General features: G+C 56.3%; 20 protein-coding genes and 1 tRNA gene. 9 read left to right on the plus strand and 12 right to left on the minus strand.

The features are described 5' to 3' along the window. Positions 1–23 precede the first annotated feature (23 nt). On the plus strand, positions 24–1778 hold the full coding sequence (locus tag AYT24_RS09090) for an Ig-like domain-containing protein (protein WP_010933669.1): 1755 nt from the start codon (positions 24–26) through the stop codon (positions 1776–1778). A gap of 38 nt (positions 1779–1816) precedes the next feature. Further along, complete coding sequence (bchJ, locus tag AYT24_RS09095; RefSeq protein WP_010933670.1) at positions 1817–2392, plus strand: bacteriochlorophyll 4-vinyl reductase; 576 nt, start codon at positions 1817–1819, stop codon at positions 2390–2392. A 79-nt stretch (positions 2393–2471) separates the two neighbouring features. On the opposite strand, the gene AYT24_RS09100 is transcribed toward bchJ, so the two are convergent. From AYT24_RS09100 to AYT24_RS09120, 5 genes are all read right to left on the minus strand, one after another. Next, positions 2472–3302, minus strand: coding sequence for a 4Fe-4S cluster-binding domain-containing protein (locus AYT24_RS09100; protein WP_226986809.1), 831 nt, complete (start codon positions 3300–3302; stop codon positions 2472–2474). Between the two features lie 295 nt (positions 3303–3597). After that, positions 3598–4503 (minus strand): mechanosensitive ion channel family protein, encoded by a 906-nt coding sequence (locus AYT24_RS09105; RefSeq protein WP_010933671.1) that lies wholly within the window; start codon positions 4501–4503, stop codon positions 3598–3600. A gap of 117 nt (positions 4504–4620) precedes the next feature. Continuing rightward, positions 4621–5349, minus strand: a complete 729-nt coding sequence (locus AYT24_RS09110; RefSeq protein ID WP_010933673.1) for a polyprenol monophosphomannose synthase — start codon at positions 5347–5349, stop codon at positions 4621–4623. A gap of 142 nt (positions 5350–5491) precedes the next feature. Next, on the minus strand, positions 5492–6187 hold the full coding sequence (locus tag AYT24_RS09115) for an indolepyruvate ferredoxin oxidoreductase subunit alpha (RefSeq protein WP_010933674.1): 696 nt from the start codon (positions 6185–6187) through the stop codon (positions 5492–5494). A gap of 88 nt (positions 6188–6275) precedes the next feature. Continuing rightward, a complete protein-coding gene (locus AYT24_RS09120) occupies positions 6276–8471 on the minus strand; it encodes a photosystem I reaction center subunit IX (RefSeq protein ID WP_010933675.1) in 2196 nt (731 codons plus the stop codon). Between the two features lie 347 nt (positions 8472–8818). Here AYT24_RS09120 and dapF point away from each other — a divergent pair, with 347 nt between their 5' ends. The 4 genes from dapF (at position 8819) to rd (ending at position 12536) form a co-directional block, all read left to right on the plus strand. After that, positions 8819–9613 (plus strand): diaminopimelate epimerase, encoded by a 795-nt coding sequence (gene dapF, locus AYT24_RS09125; protein ID WP_164927135.1) that lies wholly within the window; start codon positions 8819–8821, stop codon positions 9611–9613. A 199-nt stretch (positions 9614–9812) separates the two neighbouring features. Then, entirely contained in the window at positions 9813–10691 is an 879-nt protein-coding gene (amrS, locus tag AYT24_RS09130) for an AmmeMemoRadiSam system radical SAM enzyme (RefSeq protein ID WP_226986897.1), read from the plus strand. A 118-nt stretch (positions 10692–10809) separates the two neighbouring features. Next, positions 10810–12066 carry a Glu/Leu/Phe/Val family dehydrogenase gene (locus tag AYT24_RS09135; protein ID WP_010933678.1) on the plus strand — a complete coding sequence of 419 codons (1257 nt, stop codon included), beginning with the start codon at positions 10810–10812 and terminating at the stop codon, positions 12064–12066. Positions 12067–12374: 308 nt separating this feature from the next. Beyond that, entirely contained in the window at positions 12375–12536 is a 162-nt protein-coding gene (rd, locus tag AYT24_RS09140; protein WP_010933679.1) for a rubredoxin, read from the plus strand. A gap of 38 nt (positions 12537–12574) precedes the next feature. Here the strand turns inward: rd and mtgA are convergent, their stop codons facing one another. Further along, the gene (gene mtgA / locus AYT24_RS09145; protein ID WP_010933680.1) at positions 12575–13447 is read right to left on the minus strand and encodes a monofunctional biosynthetic peptidoglycan transglycosylase; all 873 of its coding nucleotides are present in this window, start codon (positions 13445–13447) and stop codon (positions 12575–12577) included. 186 nt (positions 13448–13633) lie between these two features. On the opposite strand from mtgA, the gene AYT24_RS09150 reads away from it, so the two are divergent. Then, positions 13634–14068 carry a cytochrome c gene (locus AYT24_RS09150; protein WP_164927137.1) on the plus strand — a complete coding sequence of 145 codons (435 nt, stop codon included), beginning with the start codon at positions 13634–13636 and terminating at the stop codon, positions 14066–14068. Positions 14069–14162: 94 nt separating this feature from the next. Here AYT24_RS09150 and AYT24_RS09155 read toward each other — a convergent pair. From AYT24_RS09155 to atpA, 6 genes are all read right to left on the minus strand, one after another. After that, positions 14163–14235, minus strand: a tRNA-Arg gene (locus AYT24_RS09155). 125 nt (positions 14236–14360) lie between these two features. Next, positions 14361–16235: a DNA mismatch repair endonuclease MutL gene (gene mutL / locus AYT24_RS09160; RefSeq protein ID WP_010933683.1), complete on the minus strand. Its 1875-nt coding sequence runs from the start codon at positions 16233–16235 to the stop codon at positions 14361–14363. A 117-nt stretch (positions 16236–16352) separates the two neighbouring features. Further along, on the minus strand, positions 16353–17624 hold the full coding sequence (locus AYT24_RS09165; RefSeq protein ID WP_010933684.1) for a competence/damage-inducible protein A: 1272 nt from the start codon (positions 17622–17624) through the stop codon (positions 16353–16355). Positions 17625–17633: 9 nt separating this feature from the next. Then, on the minus strand, positions 17634–20090 hold the full coding sequence (gene thrA / locus AYT24_RS09170; protein WP_010933685.1) for a bifunctional aspartate kinase/homoserine dehydrogenase I: 2457 nt from the start codon (positions 20088–20090) through the stop codon (positions 17634–17636). 291 nt (positions 20091–20381) lie between these two features. Beyond that, positions 20382–21260 (minus strand): F0F1 ATP synthase subunit gamma, encoded by an 879-nt coding sequence (locus AYT24_RS09175; RefSeq protein WP_010933687.1) that lies wholly within the window; start codon positions 21258–21260, stop codon positions 20382–20384. A gap of 87 nt (positions 21261–21347) precedes the next feature. After that, positions 21348–22928 (minus strand): F0F1 ATP synthase subunit alpha, encoded by a 1581-nt coding sequence (atpA, locus tag AYT24_RS09180; protein ID WP_010933688.1) that lies wholly within the window; start codon positions 22926–22928, stop codon positions 21348–21350. 210 nt (positions 22929–23138) lie between these two features. Here atpA and AYT24_RS09185 point away from each other — a divergent pair, with 210 nt between their 5' ends. After that, on the plus strand, positions 23139–24113 hold the full coding sequence (locus AYT24_RS09185) for a homoserine kinase (protein ID WP_010933689.1): 975 nt from the start codon (positions 23139–23141) through the stop codon (positions 24111–24113). A gap of 13 nt (positions 24114–24126) precedes the next feature. Next, on the plus strand, positions 24127–25452 hold the full coding sequence (thrC, locus tag AYT24_RS09190; protein ID WP_010933690.1) for a threonine synthase: 1326 nt from the start codon (positions 24127–24129) through the stop codon (positions 25450–25452).

The following is a 25452-nucleotide window of genomic DNA, read 5'->3' on the forward strand; positions in this document are numbered from 1 at the left end:
TTCAACTCTGAAGGAGCACGTCATTGAAAGAATTTCCCGGCCTGAAAATTCTGGCAGCCCTCCTGATTCCCCTGCTCTTCTGCGCCTGCGCCGTTGACCGCCCCCCAACAGGCGGCCCGCCTGATCGCTCGCCATTGAGCGTAACCTCCACGCTTCCGGCCTCCGCGTCGGTCAATACATCGCCACAAACGATCCGCATCGCCTTCAACCATTATGTCGGCAGGAATGATCTTTCGAAATCGATTTTTTTCGCCCCTCGTATCGATGATTACGAGGTGTCGATCCACGGAAAAGAGGCCGACATCCGGCTATACTCGCCGTTGCAACAAAACCGCACCTACACACTCACGCTGCGCACCCCACTGAAAAGCCTGGACGGAAACCACCAACTCGACCGGAGCTGGGTGCTCGCCTTTTCAACCGGCCCCGTTATCGATCAGGGGACGATCGAAGGGCGTGTATGGACAAACCGTTTGGCTCCAATGCAGAACGCCACGGTGATGGCCTACAATGCTTCACGCTCAAACGCCGTTCCGGAGAGAAGACCGGATTATATCGCCCAGAGCGGCCCGTCCGGTGAGTATCGTTTCGAATATCTCGCTCCCGGCAGCTACCGCATCGTGGCCATAACTGATAATAACGGCAACCTGCAATTCGATCCCGAAACGGAAGTGTTCGCCGTCGCCGCTACGCCAACGGTTCAAACAGGCATGGCCGGCGTCGGGTTGCGCTTCGCGCCAGAGGACTATTCGGCGAGATCACTGCAATCATGCCGCATCATCAACAACCGGGAAATCGAGATCACCTTCAAAAACGCCATTCCCGCGCGGAGCTTCGAGCTGTCCGCTATACGGATCGAAAATACCGCCACCGGCGCAAGCCTGCCAGTGCTTGGCTATTTCTCGCTGTCGAGAAGCAGCGAGGATACTACCTACCGCATCCTGACCGCGCCGATGGAGGATCGGGCCTTTTACCGCCTCCGGTTCTCGCCCGGCGATGCCGAAAGTCAGACCTCGGAGCTGACCTTTTCCGGCAATGCACACACGGAGCGCTACCCGGAGCTTTCGGTCAGTATCGTTCCGGCCAATGGAGCGGACAACGTCATCACCGAAACGATCCGTCCTGAATCCGGCTCGTCGATTGAGTTGCAATGCAACCTGCCGGTGGTCGAATCATCGGTCAAGCCAGCCGTAACGCTTTCTTTGTCCGAAAAAGGCCAGCAGATACCGGTACCGTTCACCATCTCCCGAATCGACAGCCGAACGTTCGCCATCGTGGCATCACAGGGGTTCCAGCACAGCAAGGACTACCTGGTACAGGTCAAGCCCGGGATACTCAAGGGACTTGTCGGCGAACCGTCAAAAACAGCATTGGTGCAATCGCGCTTCAGCACCGCTGGCCCTGACGCGTATGGAGAAATCAGCGGCTCTGGCAGGGCAAACGCTCCAGCGGTTGTCGTCGAAGCCCGGCGCACAGGCTCGGAAGCATCCCGGCGCATGGTAGCGAAAACCGACGCCAGCGGAACATTCCGTTTCGATTTCCACGATCTTCCGGCGGGTGAGTACACCATCGCCGGATTCATTCCGTCTGCATCGGGCGCGATCTCGCCCATGACCCGGTGGAACAGCGGTTCTGTCGCGCCGTTCGCGCCATCCGATCCCTTCGCTGCCCTGACCATTACCGTTCGCGGCGGATGGACAACCGAGGATGTCCGGCTCGACATTCCATCGGCCAGACGATCCGGCCCTGACGATGCAAAATCGCCAGAGAAGCCGTAACCTGAAATCAACGCACAAACAGACTTTTTTATTTTTCAATGAGCAGCAGCCCATCACGAATCGGACCCAATTCCATCATACAGACCGTCGGCGCCCTTGAAACCGCTTACGGCAAAAACGAAACCGAAAAGCTTCTGAAAAAGATTGGTCAGGGCTACCTGATCAACAACCTGCCATCGGAGATGGTCGAAGAGTCCAAATTCCACGCGCTGGTCACGGCCTTGCAGAAAGAACTCGGCGAAACGGCCACAGCGGGAATCCTCAAGGAGTCGGGTGAACGTACCGCGAAGTATCTGCTAAAGGTTCGCATTCCCGGCCCGTTCCAGACGATCGTCAAGCTGCTTCCCGCAGGTCTGGCTTTCAAAGTACTCCTCTTCGCCATCAGCAAGAACGCCTGGACCTTCGCCGGAAGCGGCGAGTTCAGTTACGGCTCGAAGCCGTCGCCGAACGTGATGGTCAAGGTCACCTTCCCGTCGCATCCGGTGGTGAGCAACTTCTACCTCGGCACCTTCACCGCCCTGCTGCGCGAGCTGGTCAGCCCCAAGACCGAGATCAAGGCCGACATCCGCAAGGAGGGTAGCGCGATTCGCTGCAACTACCTCTGCAAAATCTGAACATACTCCGACAGCAAGGCGACCGGGAAGCTCCCGGATGCCTCGCCGACGACGCATCGGAACGTCTCGACGAAATGCCTCACTCCTTGCCGATCCAGTCGAAACAGTCATTGCGCTGCTGACGGGCACGGCAGTAGCAGGCGAGCTTGAAGGCGATATCTTTTTTCTGCCGCTCGCACAATGCTTCGAGGGCGGCCACCAGCTGAGCGACTTGGTCCCGATCCGGATGTTTTTCAGCGTCGAAACACCAAGCAGCGGTTGCATGTATTTTTTTGATAAGCATAGTACTCATCACCATCGGATCGCCACCCGTAAAAATGACATCCTTCACCTCCGGATGCTGTTCGAGATACTCGACCAGCCGCTCTATGCTGTCGTTGGCGAATTTCAGGTTCTCCACTCCGGAGAACTGCGGCCACCGGAAACAGTAGGTGCAATAGGCGTGGCAAACCTGCGCTTCGAGCGGGAAAAACAGGACGCTTTCGCGATACTTGTGCTGCATTCCGTGAAAGGGTTCATCATCGAGCCATGGAGTGTTCAGCTCCATCTGGCCCGCGGGATTCGGATTCTGCCGAAGCTGAATCTTCCTCGCTTCCTCGCGGATGATCGAGGGATCGGCATTCGATGCTACCAGGCCGGAGAGCATCGTGTAGTCGTCGGCCGAGAGCATTCCAGCCTGCGGAAAGGTGAGGCGGAACATCGGGTCGTCGGGAATGTTGCTCCAGTCGATGAGGTTTTCGGCGACATGGCTGTTGACCCTGAACGGGTAAACCTCGAAACCACCTTGATCGCATGAAGTTGCTCCAGAGAGATACAGTCGAATTGCGGAAGCTCGTGGATATTGTTTGCTGTGTAGGACTGGTAAGAGAGCATAAAATATCCTTTCTCGCTTTGCTGCGAGCAGGCTCATGACCGGCGAAAAGCCGTGAAGTCACGTTGGCGGACACCTGGGAATTTGGCTGAAAATCGAGCAGAAAGGATATTTCGGATCGGCAAACACTGGCCGCGAGAAAAACCACATGCGGTCAGAGATACTCGTGCACTGAGGAGAGCAGGTACCGAGAGGCTCAACAGATAGTGGGAGATGTCCTTCTGTGATGCCCGCTCGATGAATGATTTCTATAACTTATGCGCTTTTACATGGTAGCAATCAAATCGCTTAATACCAAAACCTCGCCGGTAACAGCTCTAGAAAGCCTCACACATCACCCTGTTGGGTTCTTCCGTTCACGCGGTTCCCACAACGGGATATCACTGCTTCTGATATGCAGGTCGGTCTGCGGGAAGGGAATCTCGATACCGTTCTTCCTGAAGGCATCGAAAATCCTGTAGTTCAGTTCGCTCCGCAGAAAGCGTGGCGTCTGGATTCGTGTCTCTGTCCAGACAAGAAGTTCAAAATCCAGCGAACTGTTGCCAAAATCGGAAAAAAGCACCGCTGGAGAAGGCTTGGTCAGAATATCGGGGTGATTCTCCGCAACACCAAGCAGCACATGCTTAACCTGTTCCGGATCGGAACCATAGGCAACTCCGACAGGCACCGACACCCTGAGACTCCGGTCATTGTGGCTCCAGTTGATGACCTGCTTTGAAACGAATTCCGAATTCGGAATGATGATGTTGATATTGTCGTTGGTCAGAAGCGTCGTTGAGCGGATGGCTATCCTGACAACATCCCCGTTGATCTCTCCGACCTGAATGCGGTCGCCAACCTTGACCGGGCGTTCCAGCAAAATGATCAGGCCGCTGAAAAAGTTATCGGCGATATTCTGCAATCCGAAACCGATACCAAGACCGATAGTACCCGACAGCACGGTTAAGGAGCTGAGATCGATCCCCGCCGATTGCAGCACGATGAGGATACCAAAAAAAACGATCAGGTACTGAAGAATGGTAGCCAGAGCTGAGCGGGTCCCTGTATCGTGCACCGAAGAGACCAGAAGCCGCCCGACAAGCATCCGCTTCAGAAACTTCGCAGCAGCGACGATCAGCGCAACCGACAGGATGATGGTCACGATTTTGACAATCGATATTTCAGCATGACCGATCACGACGAGCGGCCTTACAAGCCAGTCGGTTACGTGAGATAGATCACGCAATGATGTTGATTCCATACCCGTTTGGTTTGCATGAAAGCATGTATGTCAGTTCCAATGAAAACACTGAAACCATTTTGTGTATCGATCTGCGTTTTCTACAACCAAAGTCAACCCCGAACGTCACTCGCCACTTCAAAGCCGCCCGATGATCGAAAGGAATTTCAGCCACCAGACCATCCAGACCGCCTCAACAATATTTTTCCTGGTCATTTTCGATTTGCCTACGCTTCTGTCAACAAAAATGATCGGCACCTCATGGATAACGAGGTTTTTTTTCCATACCCGAAAATCGATCTCGATCTGAAAGGAGTAGCCTTGTGAACGCACCCTGTCAAGCGCTATGAATCGCAGCGCCTTGGCACTGATGCATTTGAACCCGCTGGTTGGATCGGATACCGGCATACCGGTGATCCATCTGCTGTAAATACTGGCTGACTTGGAAAGGATAAGGCGCGACAACGGCCAGTTGACCACGTTGACCGTGTTGTTCATGTACCTTGATCCAATAACCATATCCGCGCCATCCATGGCTTTGATCAGAGATGCAATCGAGGCCGGATCATGCGAAAAATCGGCATCCATCTCGATGACGCGCTCATACCCACGTTCGAGTGCATAGCGAAACCCCGTGAGATAGGCCGTGCCAAGCCCCAATTTCGACGGTCTTGACAAAAGCATGACGCGCGGCTCATTTTTCATGATCGCCTTGACAATACCGGCTGTACCATCCGGAGAACTGTCATCAATAACGAGAAGCTCTAGCCCCTCCGGATAACGATCGAGAATATCCTCGACAAGAGGCCTTATGTTTTCCGCTTCGTTGTAAGTCGGTATGATGACCAGTGTTTTCACGATGAGCATTTTATTCTTTCTGGCCTGTACTGCCTGATCCTGCACGTTGCTGCGAATTAACAGAACTGGACTTGAATCAAATAAAAAAAGCATTGCCTTTTTGCAAAGCAATGCTTTTTCATTTTTGTGGGCTTCGGAATACGATTCCTGACTATCTGGCTTCGCGATGGAAACGGTGCAGGAAACGGAGATCGAAATCAAGCCTTTCCGGAGGCGTATAGGAAAAATCAAGCACTTCGCCGTCAGGAAGAACTTCGATCAGTGCGCCAGATGGGCACTCATCTCCTGAAAAACATGCCGAGCAGGAAATGCAAGCCGCCTGATCGATATAGCATCTGAAGCCGCCTTCCTGAACATCGCCATAGAATTTGTATCCGATGGCATTGACCTTTGGCGGACATTTGTCGAGACACAAGCCGCAACCAACGCAGAGGTTCTCGATAATGAAGTAATGCTTCTTGGCTTTCGGAGCAGCTTTGGCTACCGGAGCACCCGGCGCAGCTTTTGCCGCGGGAGCTGCAGGAGCACCTTTGGGAGCCGGCGCGCCTTTAGCGGCCGGTGCTGCCGGTTTCGGAGGCGGCACCGCTTTCGGCTTGACATATGGAAGCGCAGACTCCTGACGAACACCGGAACGCCCAAGAGTCACCCCCAGCGAAGCAAGCCTTGGCTTCCCTGCTTGTTTTGCGGCGGAGGCGCCAGTTTTTGCGGCTGGTGCTCCTGCCTTCGGTGCAACTGGCCCTTTTGGTGCAGCAGGTGCTCCGGCTTTCGGAGCCGCCGGAGCGCCTTTCGGCGGAACTTTCGCTCCCGGAGCTGGTGCCTGGTTTTTATTTTCAACAGGTTCGGCCATACAAACCCCCCTCTCTAAAATTGTTTTACGTGGTAAACGTTATTGCTCAAGATGGCCGAAGGGGCATAAGCCCCTTCGTACCGAAATGTTACGCAATCATTTTCATCAGCGTATCGACCAGCTGGGCCAGCATCTGCTGTCCGGAAACCGCTGCATGGCTGACGGGAGGCGGCAACGGAGAGTTGGTCTGATAAAACCCGTTGGCAAGGAACAGGAAGACGAGCATGAAAGTACCGCCAAAGTACAGGAAGGTACCGGCAAGCTTGGAATCCGAAATGGTCAGTACCGGGAATCGGAAGTTAACGTCCCTGTTAAGGAACTTCTTGCCCAACCAGCGGATAGTGCGGGTCTGGATGTCAGCACCTTCGAGACGCGAACCACGATCCTCGAACCACACAGCAAAGCTGATGAACCACACCAGGTGACCGATCATAAGAATGGTCGAGAGGTGCGAGCTGGAGAAGATCGTCACGGTCTCTGTCCAGAAGTAGTAGAAGATACCCGATGTGTAGTGATGATGCAGGTGGGCAATCGAATCCCAAGCCTTTGCATCAGCAGCAGGCACACCGTACATCATCGACGCGATCCACGCGCCATCGATGTACCAGCAGACTGCCGAGAGACCTTTGATACCCCAGAGCATGGCGAACCAGAGCTGGTCCTGAATAGAGACACCGCAAGTACCACCATAGACAGGGCCAAGGCACGGGAAAGAGTAAGAGTTCTTCTTCAGTCCCAAGTCATCCCACAGCGGAGAGGTATGAGCGAAGAAAGCGATACGAACCAGAGCGATCAGCGAGAAGAGCGAACCTGCCGTGATAACGTGAGCCATCACCCAGTCATTGATGCTCGGATCGGCGAACATCCACTGGAAAATCGGCAGCGGCTTGAGCCAGTAGAACGACATCGTGATGTTGGTGCCGAAAATGTTCAGCTCACAGATGGTGTTCCAGACAATAACAGCATAAACCGAAAGCATGGTCGCGAAGCAAAGCGCCATGACGGTACCAAGAATCTTGACCTGAACTTCCTGATCACGCCCCTTGGTGATCCAGATCGACTTGATCTGGTTGTACATACCGTTGAGCTGGATCTTGAGGAGATACTGACCACCATGATATACGCCCGCAAAGACATAGAGCACACCACAAATAATGTGGTTGAAGACAATCAGGTTGGTGACAACCCTTGCCATGCCAAACGCCTCGCCGCTCTTGGGCAGAATGGCATAGGCAGGGAAGTCGGCAAACTCCTTCGCACCAGAGATAACCTTACCGCCCTGCTCGACAAAGTTGAAGCTGACACGATTGAACGGTTCGCCATAGAGGTAGAAGACCAGCTTGTCGAGTTCCTTGTAGTACGGAGCGAATGACGGCTGCTGGAAAGCCACGAAAGCAATACAGCCAAGCGCAATGTTGATGTAGCCGATAGCGGTCAGGTGAACCGAAAAGGCGGCTTTCATGTCATCGTTGAGGTGAATAGCCGCATTCGGAGGGTTGTTCCACCAGTAAATGCCGAGAGCGAAGAAGATCACGGCAAAGACGAACGACATGAAGGTCTCGGAGTTGATCGTCTGGAAATCCGGAATCGGAGCGAAACCGAGAATAGCCCACATTACGATTCCCCAGCCAAGGAAGAGAAGCGACATGTACACGGCGTGTGGCCCAAGAGCCTCTTTGTACGACTTTGCACTGGTGCCGTTGAAAACCACATCACCAAACTTGCCGAGGAAACGGAAATCGCGGAAGTTACCGCAACGGCCAGTGAAGGGGTTCGTCAGATTGTGCGTCCAGTGACGCCATCCTCCAAAAATGAGCACAGAACCGACAAGGAAATGGAAGGCTGCCCATCCGAGAAGCCTTGCACCAGCAGCCTCGAGGTCGGCAGTCTTGGTGCTGTAGGTGTCGATGCCGAGCGAAACCATTCTCGGCTTGATGGTCAGGTAGAACCAGTTGTCATGGAAACCCGGAGCGCCCCAGGGAAAAACCTGGATTCCCGAGATGTAGTAGATCCCCATGATGAAGCCCAGAACACCGAGCAAGGCAAGATGGCCACCAACCACCTGCTCATCATCGAGCTTTTCGGTATCAAAGATCTGGTACCACTTCGTTGAGCGTGTTTCCGTTCGCTGAAACAGAAAACGTCTCATTTTGGCGGCATCCTGTTCTTTAATGACCGATGCTCCGCCTGGCGCGCCATTTGCCTTCGGAGCTGGTGCGTTCCCTTTGGGAGGAGGCACTGTCCCCTTCGGCTTGACCCCTGCGGGTTTCACTTGTTCAGCCATTGTATGTTCTCCTTTGTTTGAACGTATTTTCAGGTTGAAGAAACCGAAAAAACCGGCAACCTTTTTCCCGTCTATGCGGTCAACGCTGTGTCACGGCACGGTAACCGGCGACGAACAATTGACATAGAGAGATTCCCGGAAAAAACATTTTTGCAGTCTGGCTCAAGAAAAGGTACCCTGCAACAGTAGCAAATAAAATAAGAAAATTTCTTTAATAAGAAAGTTTTTTGCCCGCTGGCTCCGCAATCAACAGTATTTGAAAAGTAAAATCAAACAACTTCATTTTCCATGTTAATATCGGGTAAAACTAATATTTTACTGAAAACTGACCTTCAAAAAAAAGAGACATGCACATCGATTTCACCAAAATGTCGGGAGCTGGCAACGACTTCATCGTCATCGACAACCGTCAGGGATTGTTTAACCTGACCCATGAGCAGGTGCGCGCCATGTGCACCCGCAGAACCGGCATCGGAGCTGACGGATTGATCCTTCTCGAAACTTCAGAAACCGCCGACTTCAGGATGAACTACCATAATGCAGATGGCTTTCCGGGCACAATGTGCGGCAACGGCGGTCGATGCGCTGTCTGGTTTGCCCACCTCATCGGCATCCGGCCAACAGGGAAACACTACCGTTTCGAAGCCGGCCCGAGCACATACGAAGCTGAAGTGACCGGCGAGGAGTCGGTCAGACTGCACATGCTTCCACCATCGGATTTCAGGGATGGATTGCAAGCCGGTGCTTGGAACTGCCATTTCGTCGATACCGGTTCGCCGCACGCCATCGCTTACGTCAACAACCTTGACCAGCTCGATGTATTGACCGAAGGCGGAAACATCCGCCACAACAAGGAATTGTTCCCTGATGGCACCAACGTCAACTTCCTTGAAATCACCGCTCCGGATGCGCTCAGCATCAGAACGTTCGAGCGAGGCGTCGAGGATGAAACCCTCGCCTGCGGCACCGGCACCGTAGCCGCAGCCTTGATGAGCTTCCGGCTGGGCAAGGTTACGTCGTCACTTGTCAGGGTAAAGGTCAAAAGCGGCGAAACACTGATGGTGGGATTCAATGAAATGATGGACGAGATATACCTTGAAGGCCCAGCCCGAGCAGTTTACCGGGGAACCATCACGCTGTAAGCCCGTCTTACAGTTAGTTTGTCGGCGGCGGGATAGGCTGTCTTGCCTGAACGTACAGACTCCGTCAACCATGCATGTGGCAAACTTTTATCATGTGGCCCCAGACGGGGTGCTTCAGTGCGACCTCTGCCGTCACTACTGCCGCATCAGACCGGGGCGGACTGGCTTGTGCCGTGTGAGGTAAAACATAGACGGCCAGCTGGTCTCGCTCTCTTACGGCCGGGCGATCTCGCTGGCCGCCGATCCGGTGGAGAAAAAGCCGCTCTACCATTTCATGCCTGGCACCATGACCTGGTCGTTCGGCACGCCCGGTTGCAACTTCAAATGCGCCAACCGCCAGAACTGGGCGATCAGCCAGATGGGCCAGGACAAATCGATTCCGCTGGCCACGCCCGAGGCGATTGTCCGCAATGCCATGAACACCGGATGCTCCTCGATCTCCTGCACCTACACCGAACCGACCATCTTCGCCGAATATGCGCTCGACGTCATGCAACTTGCGCGGCAGACAGGTCTCCGGAACATCTGGATCAGCAACGGCTACCTGTCGCCGTTGTGCCTCAAAACTGTCACCCCCTGGCTCGACGCAATCAACGTTGGTCTGCAGTCGATGGACGACGCATTTTACCGGCGCGTCTGCGGCGCACGGCTCGATCCGGTGCTCGACAGTCTCCGGCTGATTCAGGAAAGCGGCATGCACCTCGAAATCACTACTCTCGTCATTCCCGGCCATTCAAGCGATCCAGCCATGCTCGAACGGCTCGCCGGATTCATCGCGCACGACCTCGGAACCGGGGTGCCCTGGCATATCATCCCGTTTTATCCGGAGATTTCATGGAAAATGCAGGACACTCCGCCAACTCCGGCTGAGTCGATTGAACAAGCGTTTGAGATCGGGCGAAAAGCCGGATTGTCATTCATCTATGCGGGCAACGCACATAGCGATACCTTTTGCGACCAATGCAGCGCCAGACTGGTCGGAAGAAAAGCGAGCCCTTTTGGTGACTACCGGATAGAGCGATTCGACACCGGCGGCCGATGCCCTGTATGCCATGCCCCGTCACCGATGCGCGATTGACCGGACAACTTTTCGTGAATCCTGAAATTTTTTCAATCTCTCGAACACTCCCCTCATGCAGTCATCGAACGATCATCCCCAGCCAGCCACGGAGCCATTCGTGCTTGACAACTGCTCAATGGCCGGACTTACCAAAGAAAATCCTTTCGACATCGCCCGCCGCCAGCTCGATGCTGCCGCTGGAATCATCGGTCTTGACGCCGAAGTGCTCGAACTGCTGCGCTGGCCGATGCGGGAAATGCATGTCACCATTCCGGTCAAAATGGACGACGGAGCGGTACGCGCTTTTCACGGCTTCAGGGTGCAGTACAACGACGCACGTGGCCCCAACAAGGGGGGCATCCGCTTTCATCCCGACGAAACTATCGACACGGTCCGGGCGCTTGCAGCATGGATGACCTGGAAAACCGCCGTCATGGACATTCCGCTCGGCGGCGCCAAAGGGGGCGTTATCTGCAATCCGAAAACGATGTCGCCCGGCGAACTCGAACGGCTGTCGCGCAGCTACATCCGGCAGGTCGGCCGCCTGCTCGACCTCGAAAAGGATGTGCCTGCACCCGACGTTTACACCACGCCACAGATCATGGCCTGGATGGCTGACGAATACTCTTTCATGCAGGGGCACAACGATTTCGGCGTCATTACCGGCAAACCGCTGGCGCTCGGCGGATCGCTCGGGCGCGGCGACGCGACGGCGCGGGGAGGCATTATCTGCATCCGTGAAGCCGCGAAGATGCTCGGCATCAATCTGCGCGGGAAACCCGCCGCCATCAACGGCTTCGGCAACGCCGGAGCCTTCGCCCACAAGCTCGCCGTCGAGCTGCTCGGCATGAAAGTGGTGGCCGTCTCCGACTCGAAAGGCAGCATTTACAACCCGGATGGATTCGATCATCAAGCCCTCATGGAGTACAAAAAGCAACACGGATCGGTCGCCGATTTTCCCGGCTCCACGCCGCTGACCGACGCCGGACTGCTGGAACTGGATGTGACCGTGCTCATACCGGCGGCCCTTGAAGATGAAATTTCCTGCCGCAACGCGCGGAACATCCAGGCGAAAATCGTCGCCGAACTGGCCAACGGTCCGACCACCCCGGAAGCTGACAAAATTTTGCACGAGCGCGGCGTCTATCTCATTCCCGACCTGCTCTGCAACGCGGGTGGCGTAACCGTCTCCTATTTCGAAATGGTACAGAACGCCAGTGGATGGTACTGGGAAGAGGAGGTCGTACATCGCCAGCTCGAAAAGAAAATGGCCGCCGCAATCAAAGCCGTGCATCAGGCCGCCGTGCAGTACAGCGTCGATAACCGCACAGCAGCCATGATCGTGGCGATTCGCCGCGTGGCCGAGGCGATGAAGCTGCGTGGCTGGGTGTGAGGCTCAGAATGCGAATTGCAAGTGCCGGACAGGCCGTCCGGCACTTTGCGTTCATGACCGGAATACCGCCGGTGGGGAGTTTCACCCCGCCCTGAGAATTCGCTTCAGGGAAAAGCCCGAAGCAGCGGCAAGATAGTAACGAATTCAAACGCGCCAAAACCTCCGCGGCACCTCCAAAAAAAGTGAACTTTTTATTTCACTCGAGACTTTACTTGACTATTGATTGATGATATGACCAAAGATGAGGCATCAGTCTGAACGTCAAGGCTTTTGTTTCCATTAAACCTTATCCAAAAGGAGATAAAGTTATGCAGAAATGGGTTTGTGTCCCCTGCGGCTATGAATACGATCCGGCAGACGGCGATCCGGAAAACGGTATCGAGCCAGGAACGGCTTTCGAAGATCTTCCGGAAGACTGGGTCTGCCCCGTGTGCGGCGTAGACAAGTCTTTCTTCGAACCGGTTTCCTGACCCCTTACCGATTTCACGCTTCAGTCCGGCAAAGTCCTTTATTTGCCGGACTGGGTGTTTTCAGACGTATCTTCAGCGGCCGGTTCCGGTGTTGATTCCTGCTTGATGCTGTCAGGCTGAGAAGCCTGGTGGATCAGTTGTTCCGGTACGCCGACCACGATTGAATCCGGCGGTTGAACGACCGGTGCATCGGGAGCGGTCATCACTTCACTGTAATCCGGGACCACAAGCCCTCGCCTCACCATGATGGCGTAGATGTGTTTGGCGCGCGCCTTCACAAAACGCGAAGAGCCGGTTGGCGGATAGAGAATCGGGTTCGGAAGTGCCGCCGCCAACCTCGCCGACTGGCTGGCCGTCAGTTGTGATGCTCTGACGCCGTAATAGTGCCGGGCAGCCGCCTCGATACCAAAAATCCCGTCTCCCCACTCGGCTACGTTGACGTAGATTTCCAGAATCCGTCGCTTTGACAGCGTCTGTTCTATCCGCCAGGTCAGAATCGCCTCTTTGATCTTTCTCAAAGGATTTTTCGATGGGGAGAGATACAGGTTTTTGGCAAGCTGCTGACTGATGGTGCTGGCTCCAAATTTGAACTCACCAGCCTTGATATTCTTTTCAATCGCACCCTCCATAGCCTCGAAATCGAACCCCTCATGATGCCAGAAGTTGTTATCCTCCGAAATGAGCACCGCCTTTATCAGCGAGGGAGAGACCCGCTTCAGCGGCACCCAGCGCTGCTCGATGGTTTTATCGCGCCCTTCGCTGCGCCATTCGGCCTCGCGATACTCCATGAAGGCGGTTTTTCCGGGATTGGTGTGAACCAGCCGGGAAACATCGGGCACAAAGAAATAGCGGCCAACATCGACCGCCAGCAACAGAAGAATAAACAGAACGATGTTTCTGAGAAATTTCATGGGGATAACTACGATTCCAGTTGATATGCCGCGCTTTTCCTGAACATACGGTTTTATGGGCGCGGAAAAAACGGCTCTCGCCATGAACGGGTTTTGGCGCGGGTTTTTCCTTTTTTTAACTACCTTTAAACGGGTTAAAGAATCTCTTCGTTGCCCGTATGTGAAACCCATGATTATGTACAAGCCATGAAACACTCAAACAAAACGTTCGGCGTCGTCCTTGCCATCGGCATGGGCGTGCTGTCAACCGGAACTCTTCCGGCAAACGCCTCGGCGGCGGTGGACGGTAAGATTGTCTTCGACAAAAATTGCAGCGTTTGTCACTCGATCGCCCCACCGCCAAAATCGGCTCCTCCCATTCTGCCCATCTCCGCCCGCTACCATCAGCGCTTTTCATCGCGCGCCAAAGGCATTAAATACATGGCTGACTTCATAAAGTCACCGTCAAAAGAGAAAGTGCTTGCCGACCAGCAGGCGATCACCCGCTTCGGTCTGATGCCACCGGTGCCGCTCAACGCCGAAGAGCTGAACGCCGTGGCCGCATGGGTTTGGGATCAAAACACGGGCGGCAACTGGGGACCAGGCCGTGGCGCACGACAGGGAAACGGTTACCAGCGCTGAGCAATTGCCGTCAAAACCGGCCAACAAAAAAAGCAGCAGGTGCGACCCTGCTGCTTTCTCCCGCCTGAACAGCCTCATTATGAGTGGTGAGGAGTACCCTTGGGCAGACTCGAACTGCCGACCAACAGTTTAGGAAACTGCTGCTCTATCCACTGAGCTACAAGGGTATCATTGCTCTGGGCGGAAATCTACGAACTTATTTTTCAGGAAACAAACCTCTGAAAAGAGGCCCTCGGCTTTTTTCATATCTTTTTTGATCCACGATGTCCGCAACATTCGCGGCTAACCGCTCCTATGTTCTTCCGAACATGCGGTCGAGTTCGCCGAGTGAAAGCCTTATGATCACCGGACGACCGTGCGGACAGACATAGGGCATCCGGGTGGCGAAAAGGCGGTCGATGAGCATTCGCATCTCTTCAACACTGAGCTTCTGGCCAGTCATGATAGCATTGCGGCAAGAGTAGGATTTGGCGAGGTTGTCGCGCTTTTCGAGCTTCAGCTTCGCGGCGTTCTCCTGGTACTCGGCGATCATATCCTGTAAAATCGTTGCCTCCGCGCCGTCTCGCACGTCGGGCGGCACCCCCTCGATCATGACGCTCATGCCGCCAAACGGCCGAATGTTAAAGCCGAGCCGGTACAACTCGTCGCTGATCTCCTCGAAAACCTCGTACTGCCACGGTTTGAGGTCGATCTTCTGCGGAAAAAGCAACTGCTGCGAATTCGGCGCGGCCTCGTTCATGATGTCGATGGCGCGTTCGTAGAGCACCCGCTCGTGCGCCACATGCTGGTCGATAATCATCAGCCCGGTCTTGATCTGGCAGATGATGTACTTGTTGTGCAACTGCCAGATTTTCGGTTCCTTCTCCGGCGCAACCGGATTCTCCCCGTCACCGGTATCGGGCTGGTCCACCGACGGGGTCAGCAGCGACTCCTGAACCATCGGAGTGGGGCGACTTCCGGCGGACAGCGATGTTTCCAGCGAAGAATCGAAAAGCATCGGAGAAACGGATGAAGGAGCACTGAACGCTCCCGCCCGGTAGTTCCGGTACAGATCGCCGGTGGTCGACGCTTTGCCTGAAAACGAGGAATACGAAAGCTTCCGCGACGAAACTTCCGGCAAGTCAACCTCGCCGGAAACTGTGGGTGCGGATGGAGCCGCAAACGACGCCTCGGATGAAAAATCAGCCGTTCGGACGGCTCGCTTGACCACCGGATAAACCATGCTCCGGATGCTTTTTTCATCCTCGAAACGCACTTCGAGCTTGGCCGGATGGACATTCACATCCACCAGCGACGGGTCGAGACCGAGAAAGAGCAATGCGAATGGCGACTGCCGCTCTTCGAGCAGCTCGCCATAAGCCTGCTGCACCGCCTGCACGAGCATCCGGTTCTGGATGAGGCGCCGGTTGATAAAAAAGTACTGATCGTACTTCTGCCGCACCATCATGCCTGGCTTGCCGAGGTAGCCGCCGATAGTCATGTAGTCATTCTCCTCGGTCACCTCGATGAGGCTCTCGCCGAATCCCTCCCCATAAAAGTGGCTCAGCCGCTCGCGCACGTCGGAGGTGCGGAAGTGGAACAGCTCCTCGTCATCGTTCATCATCCGCCACTCGATCTCGGGATAGGAGAGCACGAACGCCTTGACCGTCTCATGGATGTGCTTGAACTCGGTAGCGTTGGATTTGAGGAACTTGCGCCGGGCGGGCACGTTAAAAAAGAGGTTCCGGACAGCGATGGAGGTGCCGGGTTCGCACTGCGCGGGTTGCGGTGTTTCGATGACGCCGCCGTCGCTCCTGAGCAGCGTACCGAGCGAATTGCCTGCCTTGCGAGTCTTCAACTCGAAATGTGAGACCGAGGAGATGCTCGCCAGCGCCTCGCCACGGAAGCCGAGCGTACGGAGCGCGTCAAGGTCGTCAACCTCAGAAATCTTGCTGGTGGCAAAGCGCTCAACGCTGAGCAGCACATCGTCGCTCTCCATGCCGCAGCCATTATCGATGATCTGCACGAGCTGCCGCCCGGCATCTTTTATGATGACGGTGATGCGGCTCGCGCCGGCGTCAATGGAGTTTTCGATCAGCTCCTTGACCACCGAGGCAGGGCGCTGCACCACCTCGCCAGCTGAAATTTTGTTAGCGACAATATCAGGAAGTCTTGCAATGGAAGCCATACAATGAACACACGGTTTTCAATGAATCCAGTCTCGTTCGGGGCACTCCCAGGTCATAAGTATCATTCGACAAATGTGGCATATTCCGGAAGCTTTTGAAAGCGTCGCTGAAAAATATCAAAACTCCATCTCTTTCAGACGAACCAGAAGTCCCCGAAGGGCGGCTTCGCTGAAGCGGATTTTGTTCTGATGACGATCTCCGTGCATAACGAAGCGGGCAGCCTCTACCCGAACCGCGCCGTCAGGCAACTTCGAGGCGATGCCGACGCAGACCGTGCCGACCGGCTTTTCCGGCGTTCCGCCACCCGGCCCGGCGATGCCAGTGGTGGAAACGGAAATGTCTGCGCCGCTCCGTTCGAGGCAGCCGCGCGCCATCTCCTTGGCGACAGGCTCACTGACCGCGCCGTGCGCTTCGATGGTGGCCGGATCAACGCCGAGCAACCGCACCTTCGCCTGGTTGCTATAGGTGACCAAGCCTTCGAGAAAGCAGCCTGACGATCCGGGCACGTCGGTCAGGCGACTCCCAAGCAGCCCGCCAGTGCAGGACTCGGCAACAGCCACCGTGAGCTTCCTTTCGAGCAAGAGATTCACAACCACCTCTTCGAGCGTCACCTCCGAGGTCGCGTAAACAAAGCGGCCCGCTTTCGCCACGATGGCTTCGACCACGCGGCGGTTCTCCGCATCGACATCCTCGCGACGGGCACCCGACGTGCTGACCATGAGGCTAACGCCGGCGGCGTGCGGCAGGTAGGCGAGGGTTGTGCCCGACGGCAGCGAGTCCTCGACCTCCACGATCATGTCCGCGAGCTGCGTTTCACCGATGCCCATCGTCATGACGGGGGTGTGGCGGATAAAGGCTCCGGAGAGCGGCGCAAAGAACGGCACAACCGTCAAACGCATCATCGCCTCCATCTCGGCGGGCACGCCAGGCATGAGCACCAGATGGCGACCGGCGAAGCGCGGGGCGCACTCGATAATCATGCCGGGAGCGGTGCCCTTCGTGTTCGGAATCGCAATCGAACCTTCGATCACCATCGCCTGATCTTTCATCACCTCGGTCACGGGGCGATTGCGGCGGCGGAAGTAATCAGCGATGCGCTCGAACGACGGTTCGTCAAGCGCCAGCCCGCGTCCAAGCAGCGCCCGAACTGCGTCACGCGTCCGGTCGTCGTTGGTTGGGCCAAGGCCGCCAGTCACGAACACCGCCTCGGCCTCCGTGAGCGCCAACGTCACCGAATCACGGATCGCCTGCGGATCATCCGAACAGGTAATGATGCGGGTCACGGGAATACCGATGTTGCCGAGTTCACGAGCGATAAAGGGCGCGTTGGTGTTGACCCGGTGCCCCTTGAGCAACTCGTCGCCGATAGAGATGATGATTGCTTTCATGCCGGCGACTCAGACCAAATAGCTTGCGATGCGGAGAATGTCGGCGAAGACGCCGCCTGCTGTCACCTCGCCGCCAGCGCCAGGCCCCTTGACCACCAGCGGGGTCTTGAGGTAGCGCTCGGTCGTGAAAACCACGAGGTTCTCCGAGCCGTTCAGCCCGGCCACCGGGCTTTCGAGCGGCACGCGCTTCAGCCCCACCTTCGCCTTGCCGTCCCGAAGCTCGCCGGTGTAGGCGATGGTCATCCCCTCGCTCGCGGCACTCGCCATCTCATCGACGTACCAGTCGTCGATTGAAGAGAGCTGGTCGAGAAACTCGGCGGGCGACATTTCGCCTCGCAGCGGCTCCGGGACGAGGCTCTGGCACTCCACGTCCGCGTACTCGAGCTGATAGCCAAGCTCCCTACCGAGAATAAGCAGCTTCCGGGCGAAATCGGCTCCGGAGAGATCATCGCGCGGATCGGGCTCGGTGTAGCCAGACTCCTTGGCTTTGCGAACGATCTCGCTGAAACGCCCGCCCTTGCGCAGCTCGTTGAAAATGAAGCTTAGTGTACCCGACAAAACGCCCTCGATGCAGACGATCTTGTCTCCGCTGTTCTTCAGGTCGTTAAGCGTGTTGATCACCGGCAAACCCGCCCCAACATTGGTTTCGTAGAGGAACTTCGCATTACTGGAGCGTAACGCATCCATGATCTTGCGATACAGATCCCACGGCCCAGCCATGCCAAGTTTGTTGGCCGTGGCAACAGAGATATTCGCCCGGAGCAGCGCGGGGTAGCACTCGGCCACCTGCCTGCTCGCCGTACAGTCCACAACGATGGTGTTGTGCAGGTTCCGTTCCTGAATCAGACGGATATACTGCCCGATCCCCTCGTGCGACTCGCGCGGCTTCAGCGAATCGTGCCAGTGTTCGAGATCGATTCCGGCAGGCTCGATGCACATCGAGCGGGTGTTGGCCAGACCCGCAACCACAACGTCAAGGCCCAATTCTTTCTGCAGGGTGGCGCGATGCCGCCGGATCTGGCTGATGAGACTTTTGGCGATGGTGCCGGTACCCACGATGAAAACGTGCACCTTGCGCATCGAAAGGAAGAAGGATTCGTGGACGCAGTTGAGCGCCTTGTTCTCATCCGCGCTGTCGATGACCAGCGAAATGTTCATTTCGTTGGCCCCCTGCGCGACGGCGATCACGTTGACGCCGTTCTTGCCGAGCGTCTCGAAGAGCTGTGCCGACACGCCGGGGTGGCCCAACATCTTATTGCCCACCACGGCCACCATCGCAAGATTGCGGCGGACGCTGACCGGATCGATCCGGCGCTCCTCGATTTCGCGGGCAAACTCCTCTTCGAGCACCTTCTTGGCCATCGACGCCTGTCCGGGCGCTATGGCCAGGCTGATCGACTGCTCCGACGAGGCCTGCGAGATGAAGATAATGTTGATGCTGTGGCGAGCGAGGCAGGTAAACAGCCGAGACGCCGTTCCCGGCACGCCCGCCATGCCGCTGCCGGAAAGACTGAGCAGCACCACATGGTTGATCGAGGTCAGTCCGGTCACCGTACCCGGAAGCGCCTCTGCACCCGCAGCCTCGATACCGATCCTCGTGCCAGGTTTTTCGGGATTGAAAGAGTTCTTTATGCGCAACGGAATACCCGCCTTCATGACCGGCTGCACGGCCAGTGGATGCAGCACCTTCGCGCCGGCGTGCGACAGCTCCATCGCCTCGGCGTAGCTGATCTCCGGAATGACCCGCGCGTCGGGCACGCGCTTGGGATCGGCGCTGTAGAAGCCATCGACATCGGTCCAGATCCACACCTCTTCGGCATGAAGCGCCGCGCCGAGAATCGTCGCCGTGAAATCGGAACCGCCGCGCCCAAGGTTGGTCACACTGCCATCCGGCGCGGAGGCGATGAATCCGGTGACCACCGGCAGAACGTCGAAACTCCGGAAGCGTTCGTGAATCAGCTTTCCTGTCGCCAGACGATCCACCTTGGCAAAGCAATGGTTGTCGTCGGTCACGATCACACTGCGTGCATCGACGCATTCAGCTGGGGTACCCGATACGTGCATATAGCGGCTCACGATCCGGCACGACAGCCGTTCGCCGTAACTCAGCACAAGGGCGAGACTCTTGTCTGAAAGCTCCCTGAGCAGAAAAACGCCATGCAGCACATCGTTCAGTTCAGCCATCATCTCACCCAACCAGGTCTCTTCTGCTGACGCCTCCGTACCGAACAGTTCACGGATGATCCCGCCATGCAGCGAGGCGATTCCTTCGAGTTTATCGCGGTATGCCGCATCACCATTCCCCGCCAGCGCCGCAGTCTCGGCAAGCATGTCGGTCACCTTGCCAATCGCTGACACCACAACCACCAGCGGAGTGCTTTTCAACTCACGCCTGATAATGCCAGCCACATTGCTGATCTTTGCCGCCGAAGCGATCGACGAACCTCCGAACTTGAATACCCTCATCTTCAACCTTGCTGCATTACACGATTAAACTTGTCTTTGTAATTTCTTACGAGCAGGGCAATAAAACAAACCGGGAAATGCTCTTTTTCCAGAAGTTTTGGTTACGCCGGCAATCCAGCAACCTCTACGAGGCGCTGCAGAATTGGACTTCTCCGGTCTCTGGGACAAGCGGGACTTTTTTCACCACAAGTCCCGCTCATCCCAGCAGTTCCACTCTTCTCTCTTCCCCAAAAAAAGAAAGCGCCCGATACTGAGGCGCTTTCTGTACAATAGCTGCTGTTGCTTGCGCAATCACTGCTTCAGAGCATCGGCGCCAGCAACAATTTCGCTCAACTCCTTGGTGATCGCAGCCTGACGTGCGCGGTTGTAGCTGATATTCAGCACGCGGATCAGCTCTTTGGCGTTTTCCGTAGCCGAATCCATTGCGGCCATTCGTGCAGCCTGCTCGGCGGCGTTGGACTCCAGCATCACCCGCCAGAGCTGGGTATTGAGATGCTTGGGCACAAGTTCGTCAATAATAGCCGCTGGCGAAGGCTCGTACAGATACTCGCTGCTTGCGGTTTTTGCGTCACCCCCTTCTGGAGTGATCGGCAGCAACTGCTCAGTTCTGAGGTTGGGCGCGAGCACCGACTTGAACTCGTTATAGACCAGCACGACACGATCCACCTCGCCGCTCAGGTACATCTTCGAGGCCTTGTCGGCAATCTCCCTGGCAGAGTCGAAACTGAGATTCTGGAACACGCCGGGATAAGCGGCCGCCAGTTTGTATCCCCGCTTGCGGAAAAACTCGGTACCCTTGGTGCCAGCGCAGATCATGGTGACGCCACCCTTGGCGTGCAGCGCCGCGTACTCCTCGTGGATGAGCCGCTGGGCCATCTTGATGATATTGGCATTGAAGCCGCCGCACAGGCCTCTGTCTGAAGTGACCAGAATGACCAGCACGTTATTGACCTCTTCGCGGGGCGAAAGCAGAGGGTTGACCGAAGTATCGACCTTGGTCGAAAGGGAGGCGAGCATCTCTTTCAGCTTCCCGGCATACGGACGGGCCTGGATCGCCCGATCCTGCGCTCTTCTGAGCTTGGCAGCCGCAACCATCTTCATGGCCTTGGTCACCTGCTGCGTGGATTTGACACCCTTGAGGCGTATGCGTATGTCCTTTAAAGTAGGCATGTATTCCGAAACATTGTTGGTATTGCCAATAATCTTGCTAACGCCCCTGATCTTACAGGGGCGTTCAGCTCACTCTTGCATCTGCCTTCAAGCTTTGCTCTTCTCTTTGAAAGAGGCGACATATTTTTCACCCAGTTCTTTCAGCTTCGAAGCGATATCAGACTCAAGTGTTCCCTTCTCGGCGATGGAGGAGAGAATCTCGGGATGCTTTTGCTCAAGCATGGCGAGGAACTCCTCTTCAAAACGGCGAACCTGCTTGAGGTCAACCGAGTCGAGCAGACCCTGCGTACCAATAAAGATAATGGCAACCTGCTTCTCAACCGGCATCGGGATATACTGGCCCTGCTTGAGGATTTCAACCAGACGGGCGCCGCGGTCGAGCTGCGCCTTGGTGCTCTTGTCGAGATCGGAACCGAATTTCGAGAAGGCCTCAAGTTCGCGGAACTGCGCCAGATCAAGCCTGAGCGTACCGGCAACCTTTTTCATCGCCTTGATCTGCGCAGCACCGCCAACGCGGGAAACCGAGATACCGACGTTGATAGCCGGACGCTGACCGGCGTTGAACAGGTTCGACTCAAGGAAAATCTGGCCGTCGGTGATCGAGATCACGTTGGTCGGGATGTAAGCCGAAACGTCACCGGCCTGCGTCTCGATGACGGGAAGCGCCGTGAGGCTGCCGCCACCCTTGACGAGAGGCTTCAGCGGTTCGGGAAGGTCATTCATCTTCTTTGCCACCTCGATGTCGTCGGTGATCTTTGCTGCACGCTCGAGAAGACGGGAGTGCAGATAGAACACGTCACCGGGGTACGCTTCACGTCCCGGCGGACGGCGGAGGAGCAGGGAGAGCTGGCGGTAAGCCACGGCCTGTTTGGAAAGATCATCGTAGACGACCAGCGCGTGACGGCCGGTGTCGCGGAAGAACTCGCCGATGGTTGCGCCGGCGAACGGAGCGATGAACTGAAGCGGAGCCGGGTCGGAGGCGGTAGCCGATACGACCGTGGTGTACTCCATTGCGCCATACTTTTCAAGGGTGTTAACCACCTGGGCGACCGTCGAGCCTTTCAGGCCGATTGCCACATAGATGCACTGAACACCCTTGCCCTTCTGGTTGATGATGGTATCGAGCGCGACAGCGGTCTTGCCTGTCTGGCGGTCGCCGATGATCAGCTCACGCTGGCCGCGGCCAATCGGAATCATGGCGTCGATAGCTTTCAGACCGGTCTGAAGCGGCTCGTGCACCGACTTACGGAAAATAACACCGGGAGCGCGACGCTCGAGCGGCAGACGGATGTCGGTGTTGATCGGCCCCTTGCCGTCGATCGGTTCGCCGAGCGGGTTGATAACCCTGCCGAGCATCGCCTCGCCGACCGGAATCGAAGCGAGGATATTGGTTCTTTTGACCGTATCGCCCTCCTTGACCGCGTTGGACTCGCCGAACAGCACAGCACCGACGTTGTCTTCTTCGAGGTTCAAAGCCATTCCCATCACATTGTGGGGAAATTCGAGGAGCTCGCCTGCGGCCACTTTGGACAACCCGTAAATACGGGCGATACCGTCTCCGACCTGCAGCACGGTTCCTACATCATATACATCCGCTTCCGACTCGAAGCCGGCGAGCTGCTTGCGGAGTATGGAAGACACCTCATCGGGTCTGACTGCTGTTGACATATGGAAATCGATAGGTTATTATTAAGAAAAGAAAAAGATTCTCCGTACCTTCTCATGATTTCGGCTACGGCCCACAACTCTCCAGAAAAACGATTCAGAATTTAATGAAAAGCATTCAGTTATTCAAATGCCAGAACCAATTTGGATAATCATCGTTTCCAGACTGCTACGCGACCAGACCAAATCAGGAATCTTTCCCCAAATCACGCTATGAAAACCGTCACTGGATTTGCTTCAGCAACGGTTGGAAACGTTGCCTGCGGATTTGACGTCCTCGGTTTCGCCATCACCGAACCTGGAGACGAGGTCGTTCTGGCGCTTCACGATGAGCGCAGAAGCGACTGCCCCGTTTCGATCACCTCGATTGTGGGTGACGGCGGAGCCTTGCCGCTCGACCCGAAAAAAAATACTTCGAGCTTCGTTGTCCTCAAGTTCCTTGAATATATCCGCACCACGAAAGGCATCTCGTTTGACGGTCACATCGATCTGGTGCTTAAAAAAAATCTGCCACTCTCCAGCGGCATGGGCAGCAGCGCGGCAAGCGCAGCGGCGGCACTGATTGCCGCCAATGAGCTGTTCGGCTCGCCCTGCACCAAAATGGAGCTGGTACACTTCGCCATCGAGGGCGAGCGCGTCGCCTGCGGTTCGGCCCATGCCGACAATGCCGCTCCGGCCATGCTCGGCAACTTCATCCTGATCCGCAGCTACAACCCGCTCGACCTGATCACCATCAAACCACCAAAAAATCTTTTCGGCACACTCGTGCATCCGCACACCGAACTCAAAACCTCGTTCGCCCGCTCCGTGCTGCCGAAATCGATTCCGCTTTCGACCGCCACACAGCAGTGGGGCAACGTCGGCGCACTCATCGCCGGCCTGTTGATGGAGGATTACGACCTGATCGGACGGGCGCTGGTGGATGTGGTCGCCGAGCCAAAACGCGCACCGCTCATTCCGGGATTCAACGAGGTCAAACAGGCCGCGCTCGACGCGGGAGCTCTCGGTTGCAGCATTGCCGGATCCGGACCGTCAGTTTTCGCCTTCTCCTCGTCCAGGCAAACCGCAGAAGCGGTGGGCTCGGCCATGCAGTCGGCGTTCCTGCACTCAAGGGCTGCACTCCAGTCGGACATGTGGGTCTCGCCGATTTGCAGCCAGGGCGCACGCATCATCAGCACAACTTCTTGAAACGCATCACGATATGATCTTCTACAGCACGACGAAAGCGTCTGCTCCCGTCACGATGAAAAAAGCCACCCTCGAAGGGCTCGCACCCGATGGAGGGTTGTATGTTCCATCGACGATGCCGCACTTCTCCGCCGAAGAGATTGCCCTTCTGGAGAACGGCTCGTTCAACAATATTGCCTTTGCCGTCGCCAAGAAGTTCGCCGGTGACGAAATCCCGCTCGACCGCCTCTCGGAACTGATCGACGAGTGCTTTACCTTCGACACGCCGCTGCACGAACTTGACCCGGACACCTTCGTCGAGGAGCTGTTCCACGGTCCGACGCTCGCATTCAAGGACTACGGCGCCCGATTTCTCGCGCGGATGACCGGCTATTTCGCCGCCGAAGAGAGCCGCCTCATCACGGTGCTGGTCGCCACGTCGGGCGACACCGGCAGCGCTGTGGCCTACGGCTTCCACGGCATTCCGAACACCCGCGTGGTGCTGCTCTATCCGTCGGGCAAGGTGAGCCGCCTTCAGGAGCAGCAGCTCACCACGGCAGGCGACAACGTCTTCGCGCTCGAAGTGAAAGGCGATTTCGACGACTGCCAGCGCCTCGTCAAGCAGGCCTTCGTCGACCAATCGCTGCGTCAGAAGCTGACGCTCACTTCGGCAAACTCCATCAACATCTCGCGCCTGATTCCGCAGTCGTTCTACTATGCCTGGGCGGCGCTCCAGCTCCGCCAGCGCAAGCCAGACGCTCTGCCGATCTTCTCAGTACCAAGCGGCAACTACGGCAACCTGACGGCGGGCGTCATGGCAAAGATGATGGGCTTTCCGATCGGCCACTTCATCGCCGCCTCGAACGCCAACGACAGCGTCACCCGCTATCTCGACGAGGGGCGCTACGAGCCGAAACCGACCGTCCGGACGCTGACCACGGCGATGGATGTGGGCAACCCGAGCAACTTCGCGAGGCTGCGCTATTTCTTCGAAAACGATTTCCGGAAAATGGGCCAAGAGATCACCGGCATCGCGGTCTCGGATGCAGAAACCCTCGAAACGATCCGCTCGGTTTACGAGAAATACGGCTATGTCATGGATCCGCACACCGCCGTCGGCTACCGGGCGCTCGACCGGTTCCGTCAGGATCATGCCGGAGCGGGCACCCCGGGCGTCGTGCTTTCGACCGCTCACCCGGTCAAATTCGACGAGGCGATCAAAGAGGCAACCGGCAATGAGGTGCCACTTCCGGAAACGATGGAAGAAATCATGAGCAAGCCGAAAAAAGCCACGCTGATCGGCAACCGCTACGAAGAGCTGGCTCGCTTTCTCTCGGAGCTCAACACCCAGACAAACTGA

The organism is Chlorobaculum tepidum TLS (genome assembly GCF_000006985.1).
GTDB lineage: Bacteria > Bacteroidota > Chlorobiia > Chlorobiales > Chlorobiaceae > Chlorobaculum > Chlorobaculum tepidum.

Coding starts and splice junctions, on each gene's coding strand:
- bchJ (WP_010933670.1), top strand. CDS start 1,817: ATGAGCAGCAGCCCATCACGAATCGGACCCAATTCCATCATACAGACC.
- AYT24_RS09100 (WP_226986809.1), bottom strand. CDS start 3,302: ATGAGCCTGCTCGCAGCAAAGCGAGAAAGGATATTTTATGCTCTCTTA.
- AYT24_RS09105 (WP_010933671.1), bottom strand. CDS start 4,503: ATGGAATCAACATCATTGCGTGATCTATCTCACGTAACCGACTGGCTT.
- AYT24_RS09110 (WP_010933673.1), bottom strand. CDS start 5,349: ATGCTCATCGTGAAAACACTGGTCATCATACCGACTTACAACGAAGCG.
- AYT24_RS09115 (WP_010933674.1), bottom strand. CDS start 6,187: ATGGCCGAACCTGTTGAAAATAAAAACCAGGCACCAGCTCCGGGAGCG.
- AYT24_RS09120 (WP_010933675.1), bottom strand. CDS start 8,471: ATGGCTGAACAAGTGAAACCCGCAGGGGTCAAGCCGAAGGGGACAGTG.
- dapF (WP_164927135.1), top strand. CDS start 8,819: ATGCACATCGATTTCACCAAAATGTCGGGAGCTGGCAACGACTTCATC.
- AYT24_RS09135 (WP_010933678.1), top strand. CDS start 10,810: ATGGCCGGACTTACCAAAGAAAATCCTTTCGACATCGCCCGCCGCCAG.
- rd (WP_010933679.1), top strand. CDS start 12,375: ATGCAGAAATGGGTTTGTGTCCCCTGCGGCTATGAATACGATCCGGCA.
- mtgA (WP_010933680.1), bottom strand. CDS start 13,447: ATGAAATTTCTCAGAAACATCGTTCTGTTTATTCTTCTGTTGCTGGCG.
- AYT24_RS09150 (WP_164927137.1), top strand. CDS start 13,634: ATGAAACACTCAAACAAAACGTTCGGCGTCGTCCTTGCCATCGGCATG.
- mutL (WP_010933683.1), bottom strand. CDS start 16,235: ATGGCTTCCATTGCAAGACTTCCTGATATTGTCGCTAACAAAATTTCA.
- AYT24_RS09165 (WP_010933684.1), bottom strand. CDS start 17,624: ATGAAAGCAATCATCATCTCTATCGGCGACGAGTTGCTCAAGGGGCAC.
- thrA (WP_010933685.1), bottom strand. CDS start 20,090: ATGAGGGTATTCAAGTTCGGAGGTTCGTCGATCGCTTCGGCGGCAAAG.
- AYT24_RS09175 (WP_010933687.1), bottom strand. CDS start 21,260: ATGCCTACTTTAAAGGACATACGCATACGCCTCAAGGGTGTCAAATCC.
- atpA (WP_010933688.1), bottom strand. CDS start 22,928: ATGTCAACAGCAGTCAGACCCGATGAGGTGTCTTCCATACTCCGCAAG.
- AYT24_RS09185 (WP_010933689.1), top strand. CDS start 23,139: ATGAAAACCGTCACTGGATTTGCTTCAGCAACGGTTGGAAACGTTGCC.
- thrC (WP_010933690.1), top strand. CDS start 24,127: ATGATCTTCTACAGCACGACGAAAGCGTCTGCTCCCGTCACGATGAAA.